The following is a 26,138-nucleotide window of genomic DNA, read 5'->3' on the forward strand; positions in this document are numbered from 1 at the left end:
CGGCAAAGGTTCGCGCTGGCCCCCCGCGACGGCTGCGCTGCTCGGCGCGCTCAATGACGCCGCACCCGGCAGGGGCCATCCCCGCAATCCGCGCGGCTCGGCGCCATTCAGGCGTAGCGGCAGGCTTCGCTCAGGCCGGCGATCGGTTAGAATGCATCGGTTAGTCGGTGAGCGACGGAGGAACCCATGGAACTGCTCTGCCCGGCCGGTAACCTGACCGCCCTGCGCGCCGCCGTGGACAACGGGGCCGACACGGTCTACATCGGCTTCCGGGATGCGACCAACGCACGCCACTTCCCGGGGCTCAACTTTACCCCGGAGCAGGCCGCACGGGGCGTCGAGCACGCCCATCAGCGGGGCGTGCGCGTCCTCGTCGCCGTCAACTCCTACGTCCAGGCCGGTGGATGGGCGCAATGGCAGCGCTCCATCGACGAAGCCGCCCGCATCGGCGCCGACGCCGTCATCGTTGCCGATCTGGGCCTGCTCGAGTACACCGCTGAACAGTGGCCGGATCTGGGCCTGCACCTCTCCGTCCAGGCCTCGGCGACCACCCCCGAGGCCCTCGACTTCTACAAGCGCTGCTACGGGGTCAGCCGCGCCGTGCTGCCGCGCGTGCTTTCCATCCAGCAGGTCGAGGCCCTGGCCGGTGATACCGACGTCGAGCTCGAGGTCTTCGGCTTCGGCTCGCTGTGCGTCATGGCCGAAGGGCGCTGCCTGCTCTCCTCTTACGCCACCGGCGAATCGCCCAATACCGTGGGGGCGTGCTCGCCGGCGTGGGCCGTGCAGTGGCAGGAGACCCCCCAGGGCCGCGAGGCGCGGCTCGGTGGGCTGCTCATCGACCGCTTCGCGCCCGACGAGCCGGCGGGCTATCCGACCATCTGCAAGGGGCGCTACGACGTCGAGGGGGCCTTGGAGCACGCCTTCGAGTCGCCCACCAGCCTGGAGACCGCCGAGCTGTTGCCGCGGCTCAAGCGCGCCGGCATCCACGCGGTCAAGATCGAGGGACGCCAGCGCAGCCCGGCCTACGTGGGTAAGGTGACCCGCATCTGGCGACAGCTCATCGACCGCATCCCCGAAGCCGAGGGCGACTACACCCCGGACCCGGCGCAGGTGGCGGCCCTGCGCGAGTTCTCCGAGGGGGCCACCACCACCCTCGGCCCCTACGAGCGCAACTGGCAGTGACCGGCGAGAGGGCAAGCCGATGAAGATCGCGATCGGGCCGATTCTCTACCACTGGCCGGCGGCCGATATCCGCCGGTTCTACGACGGGTTGAGCGGGCGGGTCGATACCTTCTACCTGGGTGAGACAGTCTGCGGCCGCCGCCGCGAGCTGCGTCCCGAGGAGTGGATCGGTCTCGGCCGCGAGCTGGCCGAGGAGGGCCACGAGGTGGTGCTCTCCACCCTGAGCCTCGTCGAGGCGCGCTCCGAGGCGTCGGTGGTACGTCGGCTGTGCGATAACGGCGAGCTGCGGGTCGAAGCCAACGACTTCACCGCGGTCAGCGAACTGGAGCGCCGCGGCCTCCCCTTTGTCGCCGGGCCGACCCTCAACCTCTACAGCGGTCGCGCCCTGCGTGCCATGCAGCGCGCCGGCGCGGTGCGCTGGGTGCCGCCCATGGAGTTGCCCGGTGACTCCCTGCGCGGGGTGCTCGGCGAACTCACCGAACTCGACGGCGAAGCCATGGAGACCGAGGTCTTCGCCTACGGCCGCCAGCCGCTGGCCTTCTCGGCCCGGTGTTTCTCGGCCCGGCACTACGACCGCCCCAAGGACGACTGCGGCTTTGTCTGCGGTCACCACCCCGAGGGGTTGCCGGTGACCACCCGGGCCGGGGAGCCGTTTCTGGTCATCAACGGTATCCAGACCCAGTCCTGGGGCTGCGCCAATCTGCTCCCGGCCATCCCGGACATGCAGCAGATGGGCGTGAGCGCGGTGCGCCTTTCACCACGCCCCGGTGCCATGGACCAGGTGGTGGCCGCTTTCCGGTCCGCGATCGCCGGCGAGCCGGCGACGCTGCACGAGCCGGAGCCGGGGCAGCAGTGCGACGGCTACTGGTGGGGCGAGGCCGGACACACCCGCAAGGCCCCCGAGCCGGGGATGGCGGAGGCAGACCGATGAAGAGACCGCAGCTCGATCAGGCCCTGCCGCTGCTACTGGCACCGCTACGCTTCGTGCCCGGGCCGGTCAATGCCGCCGTGGTGCCGGCGGTTCTGCAGCAGGTGCTGGCGGACGCGCTGGCCGACGGCGAGCTGGAGATCCTCGTCGACCGGACGCTGGCGTTGGAGGTCACCGACGCCCGGCTGGCCTACGGCTTCACCCTCCGCGATGGACGACTGGCCACGGCCGAGCCCGCTGGGGCGGATGTCACCATCCGTGGAGATGCCGCCGCGTTCCTGGCGCTGGCCGGCGGCGCTGCCGACCCGGACATGCTCTTCTTCCGCCGGCGGCTTAGCGTCGAGGGCGATGTTGCCCTGGGCCTGTCGGTGAAGAACCTGCTGGAGAGCTACGAGCCCCGCCACCGGTTGCCCGGGCCCCTGTGCCGCGCCCTCGAGGCGGCCGCTGCCCAGGTCAAGGTGTAGCGGCCGCCTCCCTGGCCGCGGTGCCCCCCGAGCCACTACAGTGGAGTGGCGCGCCCCGCGGGGTGGGGGTGCTGGCGGACAGAGGGGCAGGTGATGAGCGGTGCTGGTGAGCGGGGTTGCGGCGGCAGCGACGATCCGCGTCGACGCCTGGGCGAGCGGATCGGCAGGCGCTGGCCCCGACAACAGGCGGACGATCTGGCGCGTTTCGTGACGCGCTATTACGCCCGGGTCGCGGCCGAGGATCTCGAGGATCGGGATCCCGAGGACCTCCTCGGCGCCGCCGTCGCCCACTGGCGCCTGGCCGGGCGCCGGCCGCCAGGCCAGGCGGCGATTCGCGTCTACAACCCGGACCCGGAGCAGCACGGCTGGGAGAGCCGTCACACCGTCGTCGACCTGGTCGTCGACGACCGTGCCTTCCTGATCGATTCGGTGACCATGGCCCTGCAGCAGCAGGGGCTCGCCATCCACCGTTTGTTCCACCCGGTGCTCGCCGTGCGCCGCCAGGAAGGGGGCGAGGGCGTCGCGGCGGTGGACGACGCGGATGCCCCCCTGACCGCGTTCATGCACTTCGAGGTGGATCGGCGCACCGCCCCCGAGGAGCTTGATGCCCTGCATCGGCGACTGCAGGCCGTCCTCGACGACGTCGCCACCGTTGTCGACGACTGGCGCGCGATGCGCAGCCAGCTCCTGGCTGCCGCCGACGAGCTCCAGGAGTGTCCGCCACCCGGGCTCGCCGCCGCAGACCGGGCCGAGGTGGACGCCTTTCTGCGTTGGGCGGCCGAGCACCATTTCACCTTCATCGGCTACCGGGCCTACCGCCTCGAGCAGGCCGACGACGGCCTCTGCCTGGTGCCGGAGCCGGACCGGGCCTGCGGCATCCTGCGTCACGCGCCGGCGACCCCCTCGCTGCGCTTTGCCGCTCTGGCCCCGGAGGTGCAGGAGCGCGCACTGGAGCCCGAGCCGCTGATCCTGACCCAGACCAACGCCCGCTCGCCGGTGCACCGTCCCGGCCCCATGGACTACCTCGGGGTCAAACGTTTCGATGCGCAGGGGCGGGTGGTGGGCGAGCACCGTTTCCTGGGTCTCTACACCTCGGCGGCCTACTACCGCAGCGCTCAGGAGATTCCGCTGCTGCGCCGCAAGGTGGCCACGGTCCTTCAGCGCGCCGGTTACCCGGCCGAGAGTCACGCCGGTAAGGCGCTGCTCAACATCCTTGAGACCTACCCGCGGGACGAGCTCTTCCAGATCGAGGTTGACGAACTCGAGCGCATCGCTCGCGCCGTGCTCCACCTGCGCGAGCGCCCGCGGGTGCGCCTGCTGGTGCGCTACGATCCCTGGCAGCGCTTCGCCTCCTGCCTGGTCTACGTCCCGCGGGAGCGCTACGACACGGCCAATCGGCGGCGCATCCAGGCCCGCCTCGAGCAGGCCCTGGGGGCGCCCGAGAGCGATTTCAGCGTCCAGATCGGCGAGTCGCTCCTGGCGCGCATCCGCTTCATCCTGCCCCTGCCCGGGCGCGGCGTGCCCGATGTCGACCTGTGCGCTCTCGAGGGGCGTCTGGCCGAGGCCGTGCGCTCGTGGGCCGACAGCCTGCAGGAGGCTCTGCACGAGCGGCTCGGCGAGGAACAGGGCAGTCGCCTGGCGCAGTGCTACGCCGACGCCTTCCCGGTGGCCTACCAGGAGGGGGTGCCCGCCCGGGTGGCGGCCCAGGACGTAGAGCGGATCGAGCGCGTGAACCGCGGCGCGGGCCCGCAGATGGTCCTCTACCGGCCCGTGGAGGCCGGTGCTGGGGCGCTGCGCTTCAAACTCTTCCACGGGGCACGCCCGGCCAGCCTTTCCGACGCGCTGCCGGTGTTCGAGGACATGGGCCTGCGGGTGGTGGACGAGCAACCCTTCGAGGTCGCCGCCACCGGTGCTCCGGTCTGCTGGATTCACGATTTCGGTCTGTGCTGGCAGGGGGTGGGGGGGTGCGACCCCCAGGCGGTGGGCGAGCGTTTCCGCGACGCCTTCGGCGCCGTCTGGTCACAGGCGGCCGAGAGCGACGGCTTCAATCGCCTGGTCCTGGCCGCTGGCCTGGACTGGCGCGAGGTGGCTGTGCTGCGTGCCTATGCCCGCTATCTGCGTCAGATCGGGAGCACCTTCTCCCAGGCCTACATGGCCGAGACCCTGGCGGCGCATCCGCGCATCGCCGCGCTGCTGGTGGCCCTTTTCCACGCCCGCTTCGACCCCGGACGCGCCGACGCCGAGCGGGTCGGCGGCGAGGCGGCGGCCATCCGCGAGGCGCTGCAGGGGGTGGCCAGCCTGGATCAGGATCGGATCCTGCGCCAGCTGCTGGCGGCGCTGGAGGCCACCGCCCGCACCAACCACTACACCGCCGCGACAGGGGCACCGCTCGCCCTCAAGCTGCATCCGGCCAGTATCCCCGACCTGCCGCGGCCGGTGCCGTGGGCGGAGATCTTCGTCTATGCCCCGGCCTTCGAGGGGGTTCACCTGCGCGGCGGCGAGGTGGCCCGCGGCGGGCTGCGCTGGTCGACGCGGCGCGAGGATTTCCGCAGTGAGGTGCTCGGGCTGATGAAAGCGCAGATGGTCAAAAACGCCGCTATCGTGCCGGTCGGGGCCAAGGGCGGTTTCGTGGTCAAGGATTTGCCCGGCGCCGGGGCGGCGCAGCGTGAAGCGGTCCGCGACGCCTACCGGTCCTACATCGAGGCGCTGCTCCAGGTTACCGACAACCTCCGCGATGGCCGGGTGGTGCCGCCGGAAGGGGTGCTCCGCCACGACGGTGACGACCCCTATCTAGTGGTCGCGGCGGACAAGGGTACGGCTAGCTTCTCGGATCTGGCCAACAGCGTTTCGGCGGCCCACGGCTTCTGGTTGGACGATGCCTTCGCCTCGGGTGGCTCGGCCGGTTACGACCACAAGGCGATGGGCATCACCGCGCGCGGTGCCTGGGAGTCGGTGCGGCGGCACTTCCGCGAGCTTGGTCGCGATGTCCAGCGCGAGCCTCTGACAGTAGTCGGCATCGGCGACATGTCCGGCGATGTCTTCGGCAACGGCATGCTCTGCTCCGAGCAGATCCGCCTGGTGGCCGCCTTCGACCACCGGCACGTCTTCATCGACCCGCAGCCGGACGCGGCGCTTGCCTACGCTGAGCGTCAGCGGCTGTTCGCTCTGGAGGGTTCTAGCTGGGCGGACTACGATCCGGCGCGGATCTCCGCCGGCGGCGGCGTCTATCCGCGCAGTGCCAAGTCCGTCTCGCTCTCCTCCGAGGCGTGCCGGGCGCTCGGCATTGAGACCGCTGAGCTGACCCCGGACCAGCTCATCCAGGCTGTGCTGCGCGCCCCGGTGGATCTGCTCTGGAACGGCGGCATCGGTACCTACGTCAAGGCCCGGGAGCAGAGCCACACCGAGGTCGGCGACAAGGCCACCGACGGAGTGCGAATCGACGCGCGTCAGCTGCGCTGCCGCGTGGTGGGCGAGGGCGGCAACCTGGGCTTCACCCAGGCGGCGCGGGTGGAGTACGCCGCCGCCGGCGGCCGGATCAACACCGACGCCATCGACAACGTCGGCGGTGTGGCCTGCTCCGACCACGAGGTCAATATCAAAATCCTGCTTAACGAAGCCCGCGACGACGGCGAACTCACCGGCCGTCACCGTGATGCGCTTCTGGCGGAAATGACCGAGGAGGTGGCGGAACGGGTCCTCGAGACCTGCCGCGCCCAGGCCGGCGCCCTGAGCCTGGCCGAAGCCGAGGCCACGGCGCGGCTCGATGAGCACGCCGAGCTGATGCGCCGGCTCGAGCGTGACGGCGTTCTCGATCGGACCCTCGAGGGGCTGCCCGACGATGAGGCACTGGCCGAGCGGGCCGCGCGGGAGTTGGGGCTGCTGCGGCCCGAACTGGCGGTACTACTGGCCTACGCCAAGATCGTCGTCCAGCGCGAACTGCGCGCCTCGGCGCTGCCCGGTGAGGCGTTCATGGAGCCGTTGCTGTTCGACTACTTCCCGCCGGCGCTCGGCGAGCGTTACGCCGAGCGCGTCCGCGGCCACCGTCTGCGCCGGGAACTGGTGGCCACCGCCGCCGCCAACCGGGTGGTCAACCGCATGGGCGAGACCTTCTGCGCGCGGCTGGCCGCGCGCTCGGGCTGCGAGGTGGCGGAGGTGGTGCGGGCGTGGTTCGTGGCCGAGGCGATGTTCGCGCTCGACGCCGCCTGGGAGGGTGTCGAGGCGCGGGCGAGCGAGGTGGACCACGGCGTGGTCACCGGCCTGCTCCAGGGGGTGCGAGAACTCCACGAGCACGCGACGCTGTGGCTGCTGCGCAACCTCGGTGCCGGGCTCGGGGACGCCGAGGGCGGCGCCGCGGCTGCGGTATCTCGCGTGCGGCCGAGCCTGCAGCGGCTCAACGAGCACCTCAGCGATCTGCTGCCCGCCGCTCGGGCGGAGGCTCTGGCGGCCGAGGGAAAGCGGCTCGAGCAGGCCGGCCTGCCGCCGGGGCTGGCGCGGCGGATGGCGACCCTGCCCGAGCTCTACCCGGCGCTGGACTGGGTGAAGGTGGCAGAATCCACCGGGGCCGACATCCTGGCCATCGCAGCCAGCCACTTCCGTCTGGTCGAGGGCCTCGGCCTGGCGGGTCTGCGTCGGCGGTTGGAGCGGCTCGAGGCCCATGACGGTTGGCAGGTGCGCTTCCGCGAGGGGCTGGTGGCGGATTACGATCTCCAGTTGCGCGGCCTGACGGCGCAGCTGGTGGCGACCCGCGGCGCCGATCCGGCGGCCGTCGACGGTTTCCTGGGCGAGCGGCGCGTGGCGTTGGAGCGCCTGCAGACCGTGCTGGCCGAGGTGCAGCAGAGCGCGGCGCCGGGCGGCGCCGTCCTGGCCGTGGCCGTCCAGGAGCTCAAGGCGCTGGTCCAGGTGGGCGATGCCCGCCGTCTCCCCGAGTCCTGAATCATACGAGGTCCTATGCGCGAACCGGTGCAACTCTCCCTGACCACCCGCGGTGCGGGGGCGCCGCTGCTCCTGCTCCACGGCCTCTACGGCAGTGGCGGCAACCTCAACCGCTTCACCCGCCGCTTCGCCGCTGACTACCGGGTGTTGACCCCGGATCTGCGCAACCACGGCCGGTCACCGCATCGGCCGGGCATGGAATACCCGGCACTGGCCGCCGATGTGGAGGCGCTGCTCGATCGCGAGGGTGTTGAGCGGGTGGCCGTGCTGGGCCACTCCATGGGCGGCAAGGTGGCCATGACCCTCGCCCTGACCCGGCCTCGGCGGGTGGCGGCGGTGGTCGCCGCAGACATCGCTCCGGTGGCCTACCGGCACGAGCACGCCACCGTGATCGCCGCCCTGCAACGGGTCGATGTGGCCGGGGCCGCCAGTCGGCGCGAGGTGGATGCCGCCCTGGCGGCCGAGATCACGTCGCCGGCGGTCCGCCAGTTCCTGCTGACCAACCTGGTCCCTGCCGCCGGGGGTGGTTACCAGTGGCGTATCCCGTTGCAGCTCCTCGCCGAGGCGGTGCCGGATATCCAGGGTTTTCCGGATCTGGCGGGTACTTATGACGGCCCGGCACTGTTCCTCTATGGAACGGCCTCTGACTACTTCGACCCGGTCCGGCACCGGGATGCCGCGGCCGGGTATTTTCCGGCGGCCGAGTTCGAGGCCCTGGAGGGCGCTGGTCACTGGCTGCACGCCGAGCAGCCCGAGGCCTTCGCGGCTGCCGTGGAGCGTTTCCTGGCGCGGACCTACCCGGCCCGGTAGGCCCGGCCACCCTGGAAGCAAGCATCAAGCTCACCCTATACTGGGCTGATTCAACACCCCAAGGGAATTTATATGTCCGACGACTTCAAAGAAGCCGCCCTCGAATACCACCGACAGCCAACCCCTGGCAAGATCGAGGTCATCCCCAGCAAACCGCTGGCTAACCAGCGTGACCTCGCCCTGGCCTACTCGCCCGGCGTGGCCTCGGCCTGCGAAGCCATTGTCAACGATCCCCGCGAGGCGGCCGCCATGACCACCCGGGGCAACCTGGTGGCGGTGATCACCAACGGCTCCGCCGTCCTCGGACTGGGCAACATCGGTCCGCTGGCGTCGAAGCCGGTGATGGAGGGCAAGGGCGTCCTGTTCAAGAAGTTCGCCGGCATCGATGTCTTCGATATCGAGGTCGACGAGCCGGACGCCGAGCGCTTCGTCGACATCGTCTCCGCCCTGGAGCCGACCTTCGGGGGCATCAACCTGGAGGACATCAAGGCGCCGGAGTGCTTCGAGATCGAGGAGGCCCTCAAGCGCCGGATGAACATCCCGGTCTTCCACGACGATCAACACGGCACCGCCATCATCACCGCCGCGGCCATCCGCAACGGCCTGCGCGTGGTGGGTAAGCGCCTGGAGGACGTCACCCTGGTCTGCTCCGGTGCCGGGGCGGCGGCTATCGCCTGCCTCGACCTGCTGGTGGCCATGGGCCTGCCCAGGGAGCAGATCACCGTCACTGATCGAAAGGGCGTGGTCTATAAGGGGCGCAAGGAGTACATGGATCCGCGCAAGGAGGGCTACGCCCGGGAGACGGCCGCGCGGAGCCTGCGTGAAGTGATCGAGGGTGCGGATATCTTCCTGGGCCTGTCGGCACCGGGGGTGCTCAACGCCGAGATGGTCAATCTGATGGCCGATCGGCCGATCATCATGGCGCTGGCCAATCCGGTCCCCGAGATCCTCCCCGAGGAGGCGCGGGAGGCCCGTCCCGATGCGGTGCTCGCCACCGGCCGCTCGGATTATCCGAACCAGGTGAACAACGTCCTGTGCTTCCCATTCATCTTCCGTGGGGCGCTGGACGTGGGCGCCAGCGCCATCAACGAGGCGATGAAGATCGCCGCGGTGGAGGCCATCGCCGACCTGGCCACCGAGGAGTCCTCCGAGGAAGTGGTGGCGGCCTACGGGGGGCGGCCCTGGAGCTTCGGGGCCGACTACCTGATCCCCAAGCCGTTCGACCCCCGGTTGATCAGCCGCGTGGCGCCGGCAGTGGCCCACGCCGCCATGGAGAGCGGGGTTGCCTGCCGGCCGATCAACGACTTCGAGGCCTATCGGCTGCAGCTGCAGCAGTACGTGTTCCAGTCGGGCCTGGTGATGAAGCCGATCTTCGAGCGCGCCCGCGAGCAGCCCAAGCGGGTGGTCTACACCGACGGCGAGGAGGAGCGCATCCTGCGCGCCGTGCAGCTGGTCGTGGACGAGAATCTGGCGCGGCCCATCGTGGTCGGGCGGCGGCGAGTGGTCGAGAAGCGGCTGCGTCAGCTCGGCCTGCGCGTGCAGATCGACGAGGACTTCGAGCTGGTCGACCCGGAGGGCGACCCGCGCTACCGCGACTACTGGCAGGCGTACTACCACCTGATGGCCCGCCGCGGTGTGACCCCGGCGCGGGCACGGACCGTGGTGCGCACGCGCAATACCGTCATCGGTGCGCTGATGGTCCACTTGGGCGATGCAGATGCCCTGGTCGGCGGTATCGAGGGGCGCTACCAGCGGCAGATGCAGCATATCCAGGACGTTATCGGTCGACGCCGTGGGGTGCGGAACCTGGCGGCCATGAACGTGCTGATCATGCCCAAGGGGACTTTCTTCCTGGCGGACACCTACGTCAACCAGGATCCCAACCCCCACGAGATTGCCGAGATGACCCTGCTGGCCGCCGATGAGGTGCGCCGTTTCGGAACCACGCCGAAGGTGGCCCTGCTCTCGCACTCGAACTTCGGGACCTCGTCGCAGCCATCGGCGGAAAAGATGCGCCACGCCCTGGAGCTGATCCAGGATCGGGACCCGGCCCTCGAGGTCGAGGGCGAGATGCACGGCGATGCGGCGATCTCCGAGGAGGTGCGGCGGCGCATCTTCCCCGATGCGCAGCTGGAGGGCGAAGCGAACCTGCTGATCATGCCCGGGCTGGACGCCGCCAACATCTCCTTCAATCTGCTCAAGGCGACCACCGACAGTGTCTCGGTGGGGCCGATCCTGCTCGGGACCGCCAAGCCGGCCCACCTGCTAACGCCGTCCTCGACGGTCCGGGCCATCGTCAACCTCACCGCCCTGTCGGTGGTCGAGGCGCAGATGACCGAGGCTGTGGACGCCGGGAAGCAGACGTAGCGCCGGGGCGGCGGCAGAAGGGGGTACGAAAAAGGCCCCGGGCCACTCTAAGTGGCCCGGGGCCTCTCGTTTGCCCGCCGGTCGCCCGCAGCGTGGGTGTCAGTCGTTGCGGGGTCGCCCCTCGGTGTCGTCGCCGGGGGCGTAGTCGGGGGGGGCGTCCGAACGGCCCTCCTCGAGCTCCGGCGCCGCCGGGCGCTCCGGGGCGGGCCCCGGCAGACCAGGGAGGGCGTCGCTGCCGGCGCCGGAGAGGTCCATGGCCAGGCGATAGGTGGCCCGGGCCCCGTCGTAGTCCCCCAGATGCTCCTGCAGGGCACCGAGGGTGCGCAGGTACTCCGGCCGGGCCGTCTGGTCCACGGCGGCCTGCAGGTAGTCCCGGGCCCGGTCCCACTGCTCGGCCTGCAGGGCCAGGATGCCCGCGGCGTAGAGGGTCTTCGGATCGTCCCGGTGGGCTTGGATCCAGCCCTCGGCCTTCTCCAGCCGCGTCGTGTAGGTGGCGGTGTCGTCGGCCGGCAGGCGAGCGTAGCGCTCGAGCAGCTCGGGGTTCCACTCCTTCTGCAGCTGCTTCTGGATGAGCTCCTCGGCGCTCTGTACCTCCCCGAGGGTGATCAGCCCGTCCACGTAGGCGCAGAGCACCTCGGGATCCTTGCGCAGGCCCCGGCTCAGGTCCTGCCACGCCTCTTGCAGGGCCTGCTTGTCCTCGCCGGAGGCCCGCGCCAGGCGCTCTCGGGCCACCCAGCGGTTGAGATCGAGGAGTTCGTTCTTGGGCAGGATGCCTTGGCGGTCGATGCGCGGCAGCAGGGGCTCGAGCCGCTCCCAGTCGCCCAGGGCGCGACAGCAGCCGATCATCAGCTCCAGGGCCCGGCGATGCTTGGGCTCCTTATCGAGGACGGCCGACACGCTCGCCTGAGCCTCTTCCCACTGCCCCGATTCGGCCTGCAGCTGCGCCTGGAGCAGCCGGACCGCCAGGTTGGCGTCGGGCCCGCTCTTCTCGGCCGTGGTCAGGTAGCCGTCCCGCACCTCGCGGGCGCCCCGGCGCTGGGCGGCGATCGCCGCGGTCAGGTAGTTCACCAGGGGCGCCTCGCTGCGCCGGGCGCTGTGCACCAGCTGCTTTTCGGCGGTGTCGTAGTCACCCTCGGCAAAGCGCAGCAGCCCGGAGGTGAGTTCTGTGCGGGCCGACTCCTGCCGCCGCTGGCCCTGCCAGCTACGCAGCCGGCGCGGCATGCTCCACAGCCGCCCAAGGGCGGCCAGGGCCAGGTAGAGCAGGAGGACCAAGAGCCCCAGGACCACGGCGGAGAAGAGCAAGCTCATCTCCAGCCGCCAAGGCCCCACGGAGAGCATCACGTAGCCCTCCTGCTGGTTGAAGTACAGCGCCGTAAGTACGGCACCGGCCAGGATCAGTAGGTAGATGAACAGGCGGCGCATGTCAGAACGGCTTCACTGGTTCAAGGAGGGGTTCGATATCCGGCAGGTCGTGCCGGATCGGCTCGTCGGCCAAGTCCAGTAGGTCGTCTCTGGCCTCGGCGACGCGCTCGTCGTCGGTGTCGAAGCGGCGTTCCAGCCACCCGGCGGCCCGCTCCAGCCCGGCGCGATAGCTCTCTTGGTCGCCGCTGTGCAGTGCCAGCAGGACGCTCTCCAGCTGCAGACGCAGCCCCTCGCGCAGGAAGTACTGCTGCTCCGGGGTGAGGAGTTCTTCCAGCTCCTCCTCGTGTTGCACCCGGACCAGCTCACCGAGTCCCTCGCGCAGGCGGCTCCAGGCCCGACTCAGAGCGCCCCGCCAGCCCTCCTCGGCTTCGTCGAGCTCCGGCAGATCCGGGGCCACGCCCTCGCCCGGATCGCCGGTGAGGGCAAGGTCATTGATCTCGTCCATGCGCGCAGTGATGCGCTCGCGGATGCCGCCAATATCCGGGCCGGAGTAGTCGAGCAGGGCGTCGATGGCCTCGCGGATGGCTTGGCGCTCCGGGATGCTCTCGCCGCCGAGTTCGGCCAGGAGGCCGTCGGCGCCCCGCAGGGCGGCCAAGGCGGAATCCACGTCGTGGTGGTGGCGGACCCGGTGGATGGCAATCTGCGCCAGGTAGCCGGCCTCGGCCTTCAGCCAGCCTTCCTCTTCCTGCTCGCTGCGCGCCCCGAGGCGCTCCATGTCCTCGTCGAGCCCCTCCTGCGCCGCAGCAAGTTCCTCGACCCGCTCTTCAAGGCGGGACTCGATCTCGTCCATGCGCTCGGTCAGTCGCGCGTCCAGATCCCCCAGCGCGGCCTCGCCGACGCCCTCCGCATCGCCCAGCTCATCGAACCGGGCGGCCAGATCGTCCACGCGGGACTCCAGTGACGCCAGGCTATCGGCGGTATCGTCGCTGGCCTGCTTGGCTGCCTCGACGTCCGCGGCGAGGGCGTCGAAGTCCTCCAGGTACTCTTCCAGGCGGGCGGCGGCCTCGGCCTGCTCGCGTGCCTTCTCAAGGGTCTCGTCGAGCTCGGCATCGCGCTCCTCCTGGGCGGCGACGCGCTCGTCGAGCTCTTGCTGAGCGGCCTGCAGTTCCTCGTAGAGCTGATAACCGTAGACGCCCGCAGCAATGGTGCCGCCGCCGAGCAGAACGATGACGAACCACAGGGTGAAACGGCTGCGCGGTTCGGGGGTGGAACTCAGCCGACTGCCACCGCCTCCGTCGCTGCCGCCGCCACTTCCGGAGCCGGACTTGCCGCTGTCCTGCTCCTTACCCTTGTGGTCCTCCTTGCCTTCCTTGTCGTCGCCGCCGGAGGCTTGCTCCTGGCTCGATTGGGTGCTCGCGGCGGCGCTGCTGGAACGTTCCTGGCCGGTGGCGTCGCTGCTGCTGCCCGCCTCGCCCGGCTGTTCACCGGGCCGGGTATCGCTCTGGCCACCGCCGGCGCTCTCCTGGCTGCTGCTGCCGGTGGCAGCGCCGGGCTGGGGGGCGGGCTGCCCTGGGCGGGCATCGCCGCGACGCGGGCTATCACCGCTGCGCGATTCGGAGGAACTCTGCGCGCCGCGGTTCGGATCCTCCGGGCGATTCCGGTCCTCCGGACGGTTGGGGTTGCTCATCTTCGCCTACTCCTGATCTCTGCCACGGCCCTGGCGGCGCGTGCGGTGGCCGCCGTGAGCTCTTCTTCCGCCGCGGTTGCCGCGATCTCGACATGTCCGGCGTGGGGGCTCGCCATGACCGCCACCCGGTCGCCGATGACGACCACCGCAGCCCGGGCGAGCCACCGTCGGCCACGGTCCCCGACGAGCTCCAGGAAGTTCTCCAGAACCTCGCCGCTGGTGGCGATGACGACCTGAACGCGGTCGGCCTCGGCGGCCGCGAGCAGCGGGGTGGGGTCGGCCGACGGCCGGATGCGTCGATAGACTTCCAGAAAACCCACCTCGGCGCCACAGTCGCGGAGTGTCTCGGCCAAGTGCGGCCGCCCTCCGACTCCGCGGACTATCATGACACGCCCCGAGCTGATGCTGCCAAGTTCCGTTTCCTCCAGCAGATCCTCGCTCGTGGCGCCATGGCGGGGGTAGAGCACCTCCTCGATGCCGTTGCGACGAAGTGCCTCGGCGGTGCCCCGGCCGACGGTGGCGCAGCGGGCGTGGGCGGCGGGGCCACCGGCGGCGCGGATGCGTGGCAGCCCGTGGTCGACGGCGTTCTGACTGACGAAGATCAGCCAGTCGGCGCCGGCGGCCTGCCGGGCTGCCTCCTGCCGTGCCGCGTCGTCCGGCTCGGCGGCGATCTCCAGGGTGGGAAACCGCCACACCTCGGCGCCGGCCTCCTCCAGGGCGTGAGCGAGACCCTCCGCCTGGTGGGCGGGTCGGCTGACGACGACGCCGGTGCCGTCCAGGGGCCCCGTCATGGCTGCTCGGCGAGGGCCTTGAGGATGCGGTCGGCCCCGCGGGCGAGTAGGTCGTCGCCCAGCTGGCGGCCCAGGTTCTCGGCATCGGCGGCGGGGCCGCGGATCTCGCCCCGGATGACTTCGCTGCCGTCAACGGCGCCCACCAGACCGCGCAGGTGGACCTCGTCGCCGTCGAGCTCGGCGTAGCCGCCGATGGGAACCTGGCAGCTGCCCTCGAGCCGGGCGTTCATGCCCCGCTCGGCGCTGATGCGGATGCGGGTGGGCTCGTGGTTGAGACCCTCCACGAGTTTCATGACCCGCTCGTCGCCCTCCCGGCATTCGATGCCGAGCGCACCCTGGCCCACCGCAGGCAGGCTCTGTTCCGGCGTCAGGCGCCCGGCGATGCGGTGCGTCAGCTCCAGGCGGTCGAGCCCGGAGGCGGCCAGGATGATGGCGTCGTAAACGCCATCGTCGAGCTTGCGCAGCCGGGTCTGGACGTTGCCGCGCAGGACCTCGATGTGCAGGTCGGGCCGGCGGTCCATGATCTGGCATTGACGGCGCAGGCTCGCCGTACCGACCCGGGCGCCGTGGGGGAGCTCATCCAGGTCCGTGTAGTGGTTGGAGACGAAGGCGTCCCGCGGATCGGCCCGGTCCGAGACGGCGGCCAGGGCGAAGCCGTCGGGCAGGCGCCAGGGGATGTCCTTCATCGAGTGCACGGCCAGATCGGCGTCGCCGCGCAGCATGCCGTCCTCGAGTTCCTTCATGAACAAGCCCTTGCCGCCAATGCGCGCCAGCGGCTGATCGAGGATCTCGTCGCCGCGGGTGGACATGGGGACCAGCTCCACCTCCAGGCCGGGGTGCAGGCGCTGCAGTTCGGCGGCGATGTGCTCGGCCTGCCACATGGCAAGCTGGGAACGGCGGGTGGCGATTCGCAGGGATTCAGCGGCCATTACGGTCCATCCTGACTGGTTAGACTCGGAGAAAAACACGCTAAAGTGTCGTCGCAATGCCGCCCCGGTTTCAACCTGTTGTCGCCGATAGTGACGCCGCAGGGGGCGCGCGCGACGGCCGCTCGGCACTACAATGACGGCCGCGCCGGCGCCCCCGCCGGGCGGGACGACCGGCTTGAGACCCTTTCCGCCCACTGAAAAGCGATCGTGAGCACCCGCTATGAGCCAGAAAGACGCAGCCCCCGGCCAGCAGCTGTGGACCGGCCGTTTCACTGAGGCGACCGACGCATTCGTCGAGCGCTTCTCGGCCTCGGTGCAGTTCGATGCCCGCCTCGCCCTGCACGACATCCAGGGCTCCGAGGCGCACGCCCGCATGCTTGCCGAGCGCGGTGTGCTGACCGAGGCCGAGCGCGACGCCATCCTCCAGGGCCTGGCCGAGATCCGCCAGGAGGTGGTCGAGGAGCGCTTCCCCTGGTCGCCGCAGCTCGAGGATGTCCACATGAACATCGAGCACCGGTTGACCCAGCGCATCGGCGAGGCCGGCAAGAAGCTCCATACCGGCCGCTCGCGCAACGACCAGATCGCCACCGACGTGCGTCTCTTCCTGCGCGAGGCCATCGACACCATCCGCGCCGAGCTTGCCCGCTTCCAGAACGGCCTGGTCGATCTGGCCGAGCGCGAGGCCGACACCATCATGCCCGGCTTCACCCACCTGCAGGTGGCCCAGCCGGTGACCTTCGGCCACCACATGCTGGCCTGGTACGAGATGCTCGAGCGCGATCGCGACCGGCTGGCCGACTGCCGTCGCCGGCTCAACCAGTGCCCCCTGGGCGCCGCGGCGCTGGCCGGGACTTCGTTCCCCATCGACCGCGAGGCGACCGCCCGCGAGCTGGGCTTTGATGGGCCGACGCGCAACTCCCTGGACTCGGTCAGTGACCGCGACTTCGCCATCGAGTTCTGTGCCGACGCCAGCCTGGTCCTCGTGCACCTCTCGCGCATGGCCGAGGAGCTGGTGCTGTGGACGTCGCAGCAGTTTGGCTTCATCGACTTGCCGGATCGCTTCTGCACCGGTTCGTCGATCATGCCGCAGAAGAAGAACCCCGACGTGGCGGAGCTGGTGCGCGGCAAGGCCGCCCGGGCCCAGGGCAGCCTGGTTCAGCTGCTGACCCTGATGAAGGGCCAGCCGCTGGCCTACAACCGGGACAACCAGGAGGACAAGGAGCCGCTGTTCGATGCCGTGGATACGGCCCGTGATGCGCTCACCGCCTTCGCCGATATGGTCCCGGCGCTGACCGTCAACCGCGAACGCTGCCGCGAGGCGGCCCGGGCCGGTTTCGCCACCGCCACCGATCTGGCCGATTACCTGGTTCGCCAGGGGCTGGCTTTCCGCGACGCCCACGAGGTGGTCGGCCGTGCCGTGCGCTACGCCACGGAGGCCGACCGCGACCTGGCCGAGCTCAGCCTCGAGGAGCTGCGGCAGTTCTCCGCGGCCATCGGCGACGACGTCTTTGCGGTCCTGACCCTCGATGGCTCGGTGGCGGCGCGTTCCCACATCGGCGGCACGGCGCCGGAGCAGGTCCGTGCCCAGGCCCGTGCGGCCCGGGAGCGCCTGGCTTGAGCCACCGCCCGCGTAAGCGTTTCGGGCAGAACTTCCTGCGCGATCCGTCGGTCATCCAGCGCATGATCACGGCGATCGCCCCGCGGCAGGGGCAGACGCTGCTGGAGATCGGCCCCGGCGAGGGGGCACTGACCGAGCCGCTGCTCGAACGCCTGGGCAGCCTGACGGCGGTGGAGCTCGACCGCGATCTGGCGCCCCGGCTGCGCGAGCGTTTCGGCCCTGCCCTGACGGTGATCGAGGGTGACGCCCTGGAGCTGGATCCGGCCGGGCTGGCTCCGGCCCAGGGGCGACTGCGCGTGGTGGGGAATCTGCCCTACAACGTCTCGACGCCGATCCTGTTTCACCTGCTCGCCGCCGCGGACACCATCGAGGATCTGCACCTGCTCCTCCAGCGGGAGGTGGTGGATCGGATGGTGGCGCCGCCGGGGAGCCGGACCCGGGGGCGGCTGTCGGTGATGGTGCAGTACCGCTGCCGGGTGGAGCGCTGCTTCAACGTGCCGGCCGGGGCGTTCTTCCCGGCGCCGAAGGTGATGTCGTCGTTTGTTCGCCTCGTCCCCCACCGTCCGCTGCCGGCGCCGGCCCAGGACGAGGCGTGGCTGCAGGAGGTGGTGACGGCGGCCTTCGCCGGGCGGCGCAAGACGCTGCGCAACAGCCTCAAGGGGCGGGTCGCGGAGGCGGCGTTCGAGGCGGCGGGGGTCGATCCCGGGGCGCGGGCCGAGACGCTCTCGGTGGAGGCCTTCGTGCGCCTCGCCGATGCCGCACGGGGCGCACCGGAGACCGCCGCAGGGCGGTGAGAGGGAGTCGTACTGACTGACGGTGCTTGCTCCGAGGAGGGCGGGGACGCCGGGGTGACCCGGGGGCATTGAGCGCGCCGAGCATCGCAGGGCGGGCAGGGGGTCAGCGCGAACCTTTCCTGGTTCGCGCTGATCAGCGAGGTTTTGTCCGAGCGGCGCGCAGCGCCGCGAGTTAAGCGAGCGGCCCTGCCCGCACGAGAAGCGCAGGGGACCTCGCCGCAGGCGAGGCGCGCTCGTCCGCCCCCGGGTCACCCCGGCGTCCCCGCCCTCCTCGGAGCGATCTCGTGTATGCTCGCTTGCCCCGCCCTGCGGCGGTGGGGCGGTCAGCCCGGCCGGTGCTGACGGCGCAGCGCCAGGTCGGCCGCCAGCTCGATGGCCGCCTGCAGACTCCCGCCGTCTGCCCGTCCCGTCCCGGCCAGCTCCAGGGCCGTGCCGTGATCCACCGACGTGCGCACGATGGGCAGCCCCAGGGTGACGTTCACCGCCCGGCCAAAGCCGGCGTGTTTGAGCACCGGCAGACCCTGGTCGTGGTACATGGCCAGCACCGCGTCGGCCCCCTCCAGCGAGCGCGGCGTGAAGGCCGTATCCGCCGGCAAAGGCCCCACCAGCCCCAGCAGGCCGGCGTCGCGCAGTCGCTCCAGGGTCGGCTCGATGACCTCGAGCTCCTCGCGGCCCAGGTGGCCACCCTCGCCCGCGTGGGGGTTGAGGCCAGTGACCAGGATGCGCGGTGCCGCGATGGCGAACTTGTCGACCAGGTCGTGGTGCAGCGCTGTGATCACCGCCTCCAGCCGCTCGGGGGTGATCGCCGAAGGCACTTCATGGAGCGCCATGTGCGTCGTGGCCAGGGCCACGCGGAGCTCCCCGGCGACCAGCATCATCACCGGCGTCTCGGTGGCGGTTAACTCGGCGAGCAGCTCGGTATGGCCCGAGAAGGGGATACCAGCGTCATTGATCACCCCCTTGTGGACCGGAGCAGTGACGATGCCGTCCACCTGACCCTCGGCGGCCAGCCGCACCGCCCGCCTGAGGCTGGCGACCACCGCCTCGGCGTTGGCCGGGTCCAGCGTCCCGGGGTGGGCCGGGCGGGCCAACCGCACGGGATCCACGGGCAGGCAACCGGCACGGTGGGCCGCCCGCGGCGTTTCGGGGGACCACGCCGGGGTGGCCAGCTCGGGGGCGTCGAGGACGCGGCTGCGCTCGCGCAGCAGCGCCGGATCGCCGATGGCGACCAGCTCCGCGGCGTGACTGCGCATGGCCGCAGCGGCTACCAGCTCGTAGCCGATACCAGCCGGTTCGCCGCAGGTGACCGCGATGCGCGGGCGGCCGTCGCTCACGACCCCCCCAGGCGGTAGTCGACGTAGGCCTCCTCGCGCAGCTCCCGCAGCCACTGCTCCAGGGCCTCCTGGCTCTTGCGCTCGTGGATCTGCTGGGCGATGCGCTCGCGGCGGCGATCGTCCGTGACGTCGCGCTCGCGCCGATCCTCCACGCGGACGATGTGCCAGCCGTATTCGGTGCGGAACGGCTCGCTGACCTCACCCACTTCGAGCTCATCCAGCTGCTCCTGGAAGGAGGCGACCAGCTGGCCACTGCGGGTCCAGCCGATGTCCCCGCCGCTGGCCTCGGCGCCCGGCTCCTGCGAGTACTGCCGGGCGAGGAACTCCAAGCTCTCGCCCTCGTCGATGCGCTCGCGGAAGCTGTTCAGCCGTTGCCGGACGTCCTCCACCTCGATGCCGTCGCCGGGGCGCAGGAGGATGTGGCGGGCGCGGGTCTCCTCGACAATCTGGGCATCTTCACTGCGCCGGTCGATGAGCTTGACGATATGGAAACCGTCGGCCGCCTGGACCGGCTCGCTGACCTCGCCCGGCTCCATGCCTTCGACGACGTCGGCAAAGGCCGAGGGCAACTGGCCGGGCAGTCGCCAGCCGATCTCGCCGCCTTCGCCGGCGGTGGCCGCATCCGAGAAGGTCTCGGCCAGGGTGGCGAAGTCGCTGTCGCTGTCCACCGCACGGGCGCGGATCTCGCCGGCCCGCTCTTCGGCGGCGCGCAGGTCATCCGAGGAGGCGCCCTCAGGCGTGCCGATGCGGATGTGCGCCACCCGGTACTCCATGTTATCCCGAGCCGCCGCCGCCTCGACGGCCTCGTCGATCTCCTGCGGCGAGACCTCGACCTCCTGCTGGACCACGGCCTGCTGGAGTCGCTCGACGGTGATCTGCTCGCGCAGGTCCTCACGGAAACCGGCCATGTCCATCCCCTCCTGGGCGAGGGCGTCGCGCAGCTGAGCGAGGGTCATGTTGTTCTGCGCGGCGATGCGCTGCATGGCGGCGTCCAGGGTGGCGTCGTCTACCTGGATGCCGGCGCGCTGCGCATGGCCCATCTGCAAGCGCTGCATCACCAGGCGCTCGAGAACCTGCTCGCGCAGCTGGTCCGCCGGTGGCGGCTGCTGACCGCGCTGGAAGAACTGGGCACGGATCTGCTCGATCTCCTGTTCCAGCTCCGAGGCGAGCACGACCTCCTGGTCGGCGACGGCCACGATGCGGTCCAGGGTCTCACTGGCGGCCAGGGCCGGCAGCCCGGCGAGCAGGGTTGCGGCGCAGAGAAAGGCTCGAATCTTCATGGGGTCTAGAATACCGTTTCGTCGTAGTCGGGCACCACGTCTTCAAGGAAGGATGCCGTGTCCTGGCCCAGTCGGCCCAGGCCGGTGAGCTCGAATTCGAGCATGAAGGTGTTTTCCACTTCCCGGGCCGCGCCGCGGCGGAAGCGCCGGGCGACACCGCGCACCGCCCAGCAGCACTGGCGGTACTCCACTCCTCCGACCACTTCCAGGTTCGTCCGTTCCAGCCGCGAGTACTGCCAGCCGCCAACGCCGCGCCAACGGGCGTCGATGGGCACCACCGCCGAGGCCTCGATCAGGTCCTGCGTGGTCTCCAGCACCGGTTCATCGTCCTCGTCGTCCTTGGCTTCCTGGCGGACCCGGTAGCCGAGATTCACCAGGGCGCCCGGGGTGGGCTGGTACTGCCAGTCGGCGGCGAGGCTGGTGGCTGCAGCCACTTCCCGCTCCGGGTCGTAGCGGTATTCGCCGCGGACCGAAAGCCCGCCGGGCAGGCGCAGCTCGGCGTCGGCGAAGATGTCCGAACTGCTGCGGGTCAGGGCCGGGTCGTCCGGGTCGGTGTCCAGGGTCACCCGCCGATCCTCCCGGTAGTAGACCTGGCCGATGCTCGCGCGTAACGGTTCGCGGCCATCGACGATGTCGAGGAAACGGGTGGTCACCGCGGCGGTGATCTGGTCTGCGTCACCGATGCGGTCGATGCCGGAGAAGCGGTTCTCCTGGAAGAGCTGCGCCACGGTGTTGCCGCGCTCGCTGGTGTCGAAGTCCGGGTAGTCCCCCTGGTCGCGGTAGGGGGCGTAAAGATAGTACACCCGGGGTTCCAGCGTTTGCAGGAAAGGGCGGTTGCCGAGCTGGAACGGCCGCTCGAGGAAGATGCCGGCATCGAGGCTGGCGATGGGCACGGTGCGGCTGAGCTGCTCGTCACCGGGGGCGTCGCCGGCCCGATCTAGGTCGTAGCGGGTGTGGTGCAGGCTCAGCCCCGGCTCGATGAAGAAGGCCTGGCGCTGCAGGGGCCAGGAGATCCGCGGGTTGACGTGGTAGCGTCGTCCCACCGGGCGCTGTTCGTCATTCTCTGCCTCGGGACCCTCGGGCAGCTCGAAGCGCACCGCCTCGCCCTCCAGGCGGTACTCCACGCCACCGGGCAGCACCCCGGGCGTGTGCTGGTAGCCGATCGCGGGCCAGCGCCGGTACGGGTCGTCGCGGTCGTCCGGGCGCAGGTTCTGCCAGTGCTGCAGCTCGGCCTCCCACTCGTGATCGCCGCGGGACTGCCGCGCCAGGGCGCGACTCTCGAGCTCGGCATCGCTGCTGCCTACCAGATCCGATGAGAAGTCCCTCAGGTAGTCCACGTCGCCGACGCGCTCGACGTCTACCTGGTAGTCGACGCCGTAGGGTAGATCCCCGCGGTGGGACCAGTCCACGGCCCAGCGTTCGGCATCGATCTCCGGCTCGCCGTCTTCGCGCAGCTGATCGGCGTAGACGTCGTCGTCGGGCAGGTACTCCGCGGACAGCTCGCCATCGAAGCTCGGGCGCAGATAGCGGAACTCCCCACCGAGCTGAACCCCCCGTCGCGAGTAGTAGGTCGGCTGCAGGGTCAGGTCGTAATTCGGCGCCAGGCGCACGTAGACCGGCAGCGTGAAATAGCCACCGTCGGTATCGGACTGGCCGAAGCTCGGCGGCAGGATCCCGGTGCGTGGCCGGTCGTCGATGGGGAACTGCAGATACGGGGTGTAGAACCAGGGGATGCCGCCGAGCTCCACCCGCGCGTGGCGCGCCTCGCCCAGGCCGGCGTCGTGATCCAGGTCCAGCGACCCGGCGTGCAGCCACCACAACTCATCCCCCGGCGGGCAGGTGGAGTAGCGCAGGTCGGTTAGCCGGGTCTGCTCCGCTCCGGTGGAGACCAGGTGCCGGGCGGCGCCGTGCATGTGCGGATGGATCCGGAATTCCGCGCCGTCCACCTCGATGCGGTCTTCGTCGAGGTCGAAGCGCCCCGCCGTGCCCCATAGGTGCAGGCCGGACTCCGAGTACGCGAAGGCCCCAGGCACGCGCGCGCGACCCGCCGCCTCGTCGAGATCGAGGTTCTCCGCGCGCAGGTGCTGATCGAGCCGGCGCAGTTCAGCGTCGCCGCGCAGACGGTAGAGGGCGCGCAGGCCATCGGCGTCGATGGCTTCGGCATCCAGGATCAGGGGTGTGTCGGGGTGGTTGCGCCGTGTGCGGTCCACGGCGTCGGGGGATGGCGCCAGTGGGGGGCCGCAAAGCTGGATCTGCCGGAGTGCGCCAGGGTCGCTGGGGATGTGGCCGGGGGGGACACGGGCCTCTTCGACGTTGTCCGCATCGGCGGCTGCAACCACGGAGGCGGCCAGGCCTGCCGCAAGGACGGCGGTGAGTGGGAGTGAACGGTTCACGGTTCGTTGCGATCCGGCGGCGAGCGCCGCTACCTTGGCACACGGGGGGGCGCGTGGCAACGCACGACGGCTTGCAATCGGCGCCGCCGTGGCGCGCAATGGAGGGATGAACGCACTGGCCTGGGATGATGCCCGCGCCGCCGAGGCGCGCGAGTGGGCTCGGTGGCAGCTCGATGCCGCGCAGCCGCCGGCGCTGACGCCGGCGGCGGCCGACGCCAGCAGCCGCCGCTACTTCCGGATCGAGCTGCCCGACGGGGGTAGCCGGATCATCATGGACGCCCCGGGGCAGCCCGAGTCCGTGGCGGCCTTTGTACACGTCGCCGGATTGCTGACTGCTGCGGGGGTCCACGCACCGCGAGTGGAGGCCGCCGACCAGGAGCGGGGCCTGTTGCTGCTCACCGACCTGGGCCGCCGCACCTACCTGCAGGCATTCCAGGATGGGGCCGACCCCCAGCCGCTGCTCGACGCTGCCGTCAACGCCCTGGTCCGCGCCCAGGCTGCCGTGCCGGTGGCCGGTCTGCCCGCCTACGATACCCCGCGGCTGCGCCGGGAGCTGGAGCTGTTCACCGACTGGTACCTGCCGCACTGCTGCGGGGTGGCTGCCGCGGAAGCCCGGCGGCGCCTTGGCGGCGGTCTGGACGATCTGCTCGAACGGCTTGCCGCCCAGAGCCGGGCGTTCTGTCACCGGGACTACATGCCGCGCAATCTGATGGACTGTGCGCCGCTGCCTGGTGTGCTGGACTTCCAGGACGCGGTGGACGGGCCGGTTTCCTATGATGCTGTCTCCCTCGTGCGCGATGCCTTCATCAGCTGGCCGCGCGAACGCGAAGTGGCCACCCTTCAGCGCTATCACCGCCTGGCGCTCGAGGCCGGCGTACCCGTGCCGTGGGCGTTCGAGCTGTTCTGGGCGGACTGCCAGTGGATGGGGGTGCAGCGTCACCTCAAGGTGCTCGGTATCTTCGCCCGGTTGGCCTACCGTGACGGCAAGCCGCATTACCTGGCCGACGCGCCGCGGTTCTTTAAGTATCTGCGCGCAGCAGCGGAGGAGGAGCCGGCGCTACGCGCGCTGGTGGACGAGGTGCGGGCCCTGGCGGAGGCGCCGGGGCGGGTCCCGGACGCCAAGGTGGACTGAGATGCGTGCCATGATCCTGGCCGCCGGGCGCGGCGAGCGGATGCGCCCGCTGACCGACACCACCCCGAAGCCGCTGCTGGAGGTTGCGGGGATGCCGCTGATTGGCTGGCAGCTGCAGCGCCTGAGCGCGGCCGGGGTCGAGACGGTGGTGATCAATACCGCCTGGCTGGGTGAGCAGATCGAGACGGCGGTCGGCGATGGGCGCGCCTGGGGGGTGCGCGTGCACTACAGCCGCGAGCCGGAAGGCGCCTTGGACACCGGCGGCGGCATCCGCCAGGCGCTGCCTCTACTCGGCGACAGCCCGTTCTGGGTCGTCAACGGCGACGTCTGGAGCGACTACCCGCTGCAGCGCCTGCCCCGCTCGCTCTCGGTCGCTGCGCACTTGGTGCTGGTGGACAACCCGGCCCATAACCCCGACGGCGATTTCGCCCTCGACGGTCAGGGACGGGTGACCACCGGGAGCGGACAGCGGCTGACCTTTGCCGGGATCGGCGCCTTCCACCCCCGCCTCTGGCGCGGGTGCCGGCGCGGGTGTTTCCCGCTGGCGCCGTTGCTGCGCAGTGCTGCGCAGCGCGGGGAACTCACCGGGACCTACTGGCCCGGGATCTGGTCCGATATCGGCACGCCGGAACGGCTCGAGCAGCTGCGCCGCCAGGTGCTGGCGGAGGCCGGTCCGGCGCCGGAGTAGCGAGGGAGCGACGGACGTGGGACAGGAGATCGGTCGGGCACGCTTCGGGAGCGACGACTTCTCGGTCTTTCGCCAGAGGCTCCGGGACGAGACCCGGCTGCTGGGCGAGTGGCTGCGGGCCGGACGGGTCGCGCAGGGGGCGCCGAGCATCGGTCTCGAGCTCGAGGCGTGGCTGGTGGATGCGCAGGGGCGCCCGGCGCCGGTCAGCGATCGGGTGCTAAGCCGGGTCGAGGATGAGCGCGTCGAGAATGAGCTCGCGCGCTTCAACCTGGAGATCAACACGGACGTGCATGCGCTGGCCGGCTCCTCGCTGCAGGCCCTGCAGGCGGAGCTGACCGGGCGCTGGGCGCGAGCGCAGCAGGCGGCGTCGGAGGCCGGCTGCCGGGTCGCCCTAGTGGGTATCCTGCCTTCGGTGCGGGAAGCGGACCTGTGCCTGAGCAACATGACCCCGTCGCCGCGCTACGCCGCGCTGAACGAGCAGGTGCTGGCGCTGCGCGGGCGCCAGCCGCTGACTCTCGATATCGAGGGGGCGGAGCGCTTCCGCACCGAGCGTCACGACGTCATGCTGGAGGCGGCCACCACCTCGCTGCAGCTGCACCTGCAGGTGCCGCCGCAGCGCATCGCGGCGTTCTTCAATGCGGCGGTGGCGCTGTCGGCGGCATCGGTGGCGGTGGCCGCCAATTCGCCGCTGCTCTTCGGGCGCCGCCTCTGGCAGGAGAGCCGCATCCCGCTGTTCGAGCAGGCTGTGGCGTGCACTCGCCTGGAGCCGCGCGGCGCCGGTACCCTGGCGCGGGTGGGGTTCGGCAGTGGCTATGCACGCGACGCCCTCTATGGCTTCTTTGTCGAGAATCGGCAGCACCACCCCGTGCTGCTGCCGGTGCTCCAGGACACCCCGGTGGAAGCGCTGGCCCATCTGCGCCTGCACAACGGCACCATCTGGCGCTGGAACCGGCCGCTGGTGGACGTGGTCGACGGCCGGTGCCAGCTGCGTCTTGAGCATCGGGTGATGGCCGCCGGCCCGACCCTGGCCGACGTGCTGGCCAACGCCGCCTTTTTCTACGGTGCGGTGGCCGAGCTGGCCGAATCCCGCCCAGGGCTGGTGGAGGAGCTGCCGTTCCACATCGCTGAGCAGAACTTCTATGCTGCCGCCCGTTACGGCCTGGACGCCGAGGTGGAGTGGCTGGACGGCTGGTTCGGCCGGCTGGGCGACCTGGTCGCCGAGCGCTTGCTGCCCAAGGCCCGCCGCGGGCTGGTACGGGCCGGCGTGGCCGAGGCCGAGGCCACCGCGCACCTGCGCGTGGTGGAGGAGCGGGTGGCCAGCGGGCGCACCGGCGCCGATTGGCAGCTCGCCTGGATGGAGCGCCACGGCGACGACAACCAGGCCCTGACGCGGGCCTACCTGGATCGAGCTGCCGACGGTGAACCGGTTCATCGCTGGCCGCTTTAG

Annotated in this window: 18 protein-coding genes; 11 read left to right on the forward strand and 7 right to left on the reverse strand. The window is 70.8% G+C overall.

The genetic code is table 11. The features are described from left to right. Positions 1-186: 186 nt before the first annotated feature. From LRG10_RS03255 to LRG10_RS03280, 6 genes are all read left to right on the forward strand, one after another. The gene (locus LRG10_RS03255; protein ID WP_201169867.1) at positions 187-1,182 is read left to right on the forward strand and encodes a peptidase U32 family protein; all 996 of its coding nucleotides are present in this window, start codon (positions 187-189) and stop codon (positions 1,180-1,182) included. Between the two features lie 19 nt (positions 1,183-1,201). Beyond that, positions 1,202-2,113 (forward strand): U32 family peptidase, encoded by a 912-nt coding sequence (locus LRG10_RS03260; RefSeq protein ID WP_238634702.1) that lies wholly within the window; start codon positions 1,202-1,204, stop codon positions 2,111-2,113. Further along, positions 2,110-2,574 (forward strand): SCP2 domain-containing protein, encoded by a 465-nt coding sequence (locus tag LRG10_RS03265; protein WP_201169863.1) that lies wholly within the window; start codon positions 2,110-2,112, stop codon positions 2,572-2,574. Before LRG10_RS03260 ends, LRG10_RS03265 begins: the two co-directional genes overlap by 4 nt. Positions 2,575-2,667: 93 nt before the next feature. Beyond that, entirely contained in the window at positions 2,668-7,506 is a 4,839-nt protein-coding gene (locus tag LRG10_RS03270) for an NAD-glutamate dehydrogenase (RefSeq protein ID WP_238634703.1), read from the forward strand. A gap of 15 nt (positions 7,507-7,521) precedes the next feature. After that, on the forward strand, positions 7,522-8,316 hold the full coding sequence (locus LRG10_RS03275) for an alpha/beta fold hydrolase (protein WP_238634704.1): 795 nt from the start codon (positions 7,522-7,524) through the stop codon (positions 8,314-8,316). Positions 8,317-8,388: 72 nt separating this feature from the next. Then, entirely contained in the window at positions 8,389-10,683 is a 2,295-nt protein-coding gene (locus LRG10_RS03280; RefSeq protein WP_201169856.1) for an NADP-dependent malic enzyme, read from the forward strand. 99 nt (positions 10,684-10,782) lie between these two features. On the opposite strand, the gene LRG10_RS03285 is transcribed toward LRG10_RS03280, so the two are convergent. Genes LRG10_RS03285 through hemC form a run of 4 tightly spaced genes read right to left on the reverse strand, consistent with a single transcriptional unit; the run spans position 10,783 to position 15,452 of the window. After that, positions 10,783-12,105, reverse strand: a complete 1,323-nt coding sequence (locus tag LRG10_RS03285) for a heme biosynthesis HemY N-terminal domain-containing protein (RefSeq protein ID WP_238634705.1) — start codon at positions 12,103-12,105, stop codon at positions 10,783-10,785. Position 12,106: 1 nt separating this feature from the next. Further along, on the reverse strand, positions 12,107-13,732 hold the full coding sequence (locus LRG10_RS03290) for a uroporphyrinogen-III C-methyltransferase (protein WP_238634706.1): 1,626 nt from the start codon (positions 13,730-13,732) through the stop codon (positions 12,107-12,109). Next, on the reverse strand, positions 13,729-14,523 hold the full coding sequence (locus LRG10_RS03295) for a uroporphyrinogen-III synthase (protein ID WP_201169846.1): 795 nt from the start codon (positions 14,521-14,523) through the stop codon (positions 13,729-13,731). The genes LRG10_RS03290 and LRG10_RS03295 overlap by 4 nt, the downstream gene beginning before the upstream one ends. After that, positions 14,520-15,452 carry a hydroxymethylbilane synthase gene (hemC, locus tag LRG10_RS03300; RefSeq protein ID WP_201169844.1) on the reverse strand — a complete coding sequence of 311 codons (933 nt, stop codon included), beginning with the start codon at positions 15,450-15,452 and terminating at the stop codon, positions 14,520-14,522. Before hemC ends, LRG10_RS03295 begins: the two co-directional genes overlap by 4 nt. Before the next feature lie 220 nt (positions 15,453-15,672). On the opposite strand from hemC, the gene argH reads away from it, so the two are divergent. Together argH and rsmA are read left to right on the forward strand one after the other, a co-directional pair. Further along, entirely contained in the window at positions 15,673-17,070 is a 1,398-nt protein-coding gene (gene argH / locus LRG10_RS03305; protein WP_201169842.1) for an argininosuccinate lyase, read from the forward strand. Further along, positions 17,067-17,864 (forward strand): 16S rRNA (adenine(1518)-N(6)/adenine(1519)-N(6))-dimethyltransferase RsmA, encoded by a 798-nt coding sequence (gene rsmA, locus LRG10_RS03310; RefSeq protein ID WP_201169840.1) that lies wholly within the window; start codon positions 17,067-17,069, stop codon positions 17,862-17,864. Before argH ends, rsmA begins: the two co-directional genes overlap by 4 nt. A gap of 323 nt (positions 17,865-18,187) precedes the next feature. On the opposite strand, the gene pdxA is transcribed toward rsmA, so the two are convergent. The 3 genes from pdxA to LRG10_RS03325 are packed head-to-tail and all read right to left on the reverse strand — an operon-like array spanning position 18,188 to position 22,871. Further along, positions 18,188-19,198, reverse strand: coding sequence for a 4-hydroxythreonine-4-phosphate dehydrogenase PdxA (pdxA, locus tag LRG10_RS03315; protein ID WP_238634707.1), 1,011 nt, complete (start codon positions 19,196-19,198; stop codon positions 18,188-18,190). Further along, positions 19,195-20,478, reverse strand: a complete 1,284-nt coding sequence (locus tag LRG10_RS03320) for a peptidylprolyl isomerase (RefSeq protein WP_201169821.1) — start codon at positions 20,476-20,478, stop codon at positions 19,195-19,197. The genes pdxA and LRG10_RS03320 overlap by 4 nt, the downstream gene beginning before the upstream one ends. A gap of 5 nt (positions 20,479-20,483) precedes the next feature. Then, positions 20,484-22,871, reverse strand: coding sequence for an LPS assembly protein LptD (locus tag LRG10_RS03325; RefSeq protein WP_201169819.1), 2,388 nt, complete (start codon positions 22,869-22,871; stop codon positions 20,484-20,486). A 106-nt stretch (positions 22,872-22,977) separates the two neighbouring features. Here LRG10_RS03325 and LRG10_RS03330 point away from each other — a divergent pair, with 106 nt between their 5' ends. Genes LRG10_RS03330 through LRG10_RS03340 form a run of 3 tightly spaced genes read left to right on the forward strand, consistent with a single transcriptional unit; the run spans position 22,978 to position 26,138 of the window. Continuing rightward, entirely contained in the window at positions 22,978-24,003 is a 1,026-nt protein-coding gene (locus LRG10_RS03330; protein ID WP_201169816.1) for an aminoglycoside phosphotransferase family protein, read from the forward strand. 1 nt (position 24,004) lies between these two features. Beyond that, complete coding sequence (murU, locus tag LRG10_RS03335) at positions 24,005-24,691, forward strand: N-acetylmuramate alpha-1-phosphate uridylyltransferase MurU (RefSeq protein WP_201169813.1); 687 nt, start codon at positions 24,005-24,007, stop codon at positions 24,689-24,691. A 16-nt stretch (positions 24,692-24,707) separates the two neighbouring features. After that, positions 24,708-26,138, forward strand: coding sequence for a glutamate-cysteine ligase family protein (locus LRG10_RS03340; protein WP_201169810.1), 1,431 nt, complete (start codon positions 24,708-24,710; stop codon positions 26,136-26,138).

This window comes from Halorhodospira sp. 9628 (genome assembly GCF_022228075.1).
GTDB lineage: Bacteria > Pseudomonadota > Gammaproteobacteria > Nitrococcales > Halorhodospiraceae > Halorhodospira > Halorhodospira halophila_A.

Coding starts and splice junctions, on each gene's coding strand:
- murU (WP_201169813.1), top strand. CDS start 24,005: ATGCGTGCCATGATCCTGGCCGCCGGGCGCGGCGAGCGGATGCGCCCG.
- hemC (WP_201169844.1), bottom strand. CDS start 15,452: ATGGCCGCTGAATCCCTGCGAATCGCCACCCGCCGTTCCCAGCTTGCC.
- LRG10_RS03255 (WP_201169867.1), top strand. CDS start 187: ATGGAACTGCTCTGCCCGGCCGGTAACCTGACCGCCCTGCGCGCCGCC.
- LRG10_RS03275 (WP_238634704.1), top strand. CDS start 7,522: ATGCGCGAACCGGTGCAACTCTCCCTGACCACCCGCGGTGCGGGGGCG.
- LRG10_RS03290 (WP_238634706.1), bottom strand. CDS start 13,732: ATGAGCAACCCCAACCGTCCGGAGGACCGGAATCGCCCGGAGGATCCG.
- LRG10_RS03260 (WP_238634702.1), top strand. CDS start 1,202: ATGAAGATCGCGATCGGGCCGATTCTCTACCACTGGCCGGCGGCCGAT.
- LRG10_RS03295 (WP_201169846.1), bottom strand. CDS start 14,523: ATGACGGGGCCCCTGGACGGCACCGGCGTCGTCGTCAGCCGACCCGCC.
- LRG10_RS03280 (WP_201169856.1), top strand. CDS start 8,389: ATGTCCGACGACTTCAAAGAAGCCGCCCTCGAATACCACCGACAGCCA.
- LRG10_RS03320 (WP_201169821.1), bottom strand. CDS start 20,478: ATGAAGATTCGAGCCTTTCTCTGCGCCGCAACCCTGCTCGCCGGGCTG.
- argH (WP_201169842.1), top strand. CDS start 15,673: ATGAGCCAGAAAGACGCAGCCCCCGGCCAGCAGCTGTGGACCGGCCGT.
- LRG10_RS03285 (WP_238634705.1), bottom strand. CDS start 12,105: ATGCGCCGCCTGTTCATCTACCTACTGATCCTGGCCGGTGCCGTACTT.
- LRG10_RS03265 (WP_201169863.1), top strand. CDS start 2,110: ATGAAGAGACCGCAGCTCGATCAGGCCCTGCCGCTGCTACTGGCACCG.
- LRG10_RS03330 (WP_201169816.1), top strand. CDS start 22,978: ATGAACGCACTGGCCTGGGATGATGCCCGCGCCGCCGAGGCGCGCGAG.
- LRG10_RS03270 (WP_238634703.1), top strand. CDS start 2,668: ATGAGCGGTGCTGGTGAGCGGGGTTGCGGCGGCAGCGACGATCCGCGT.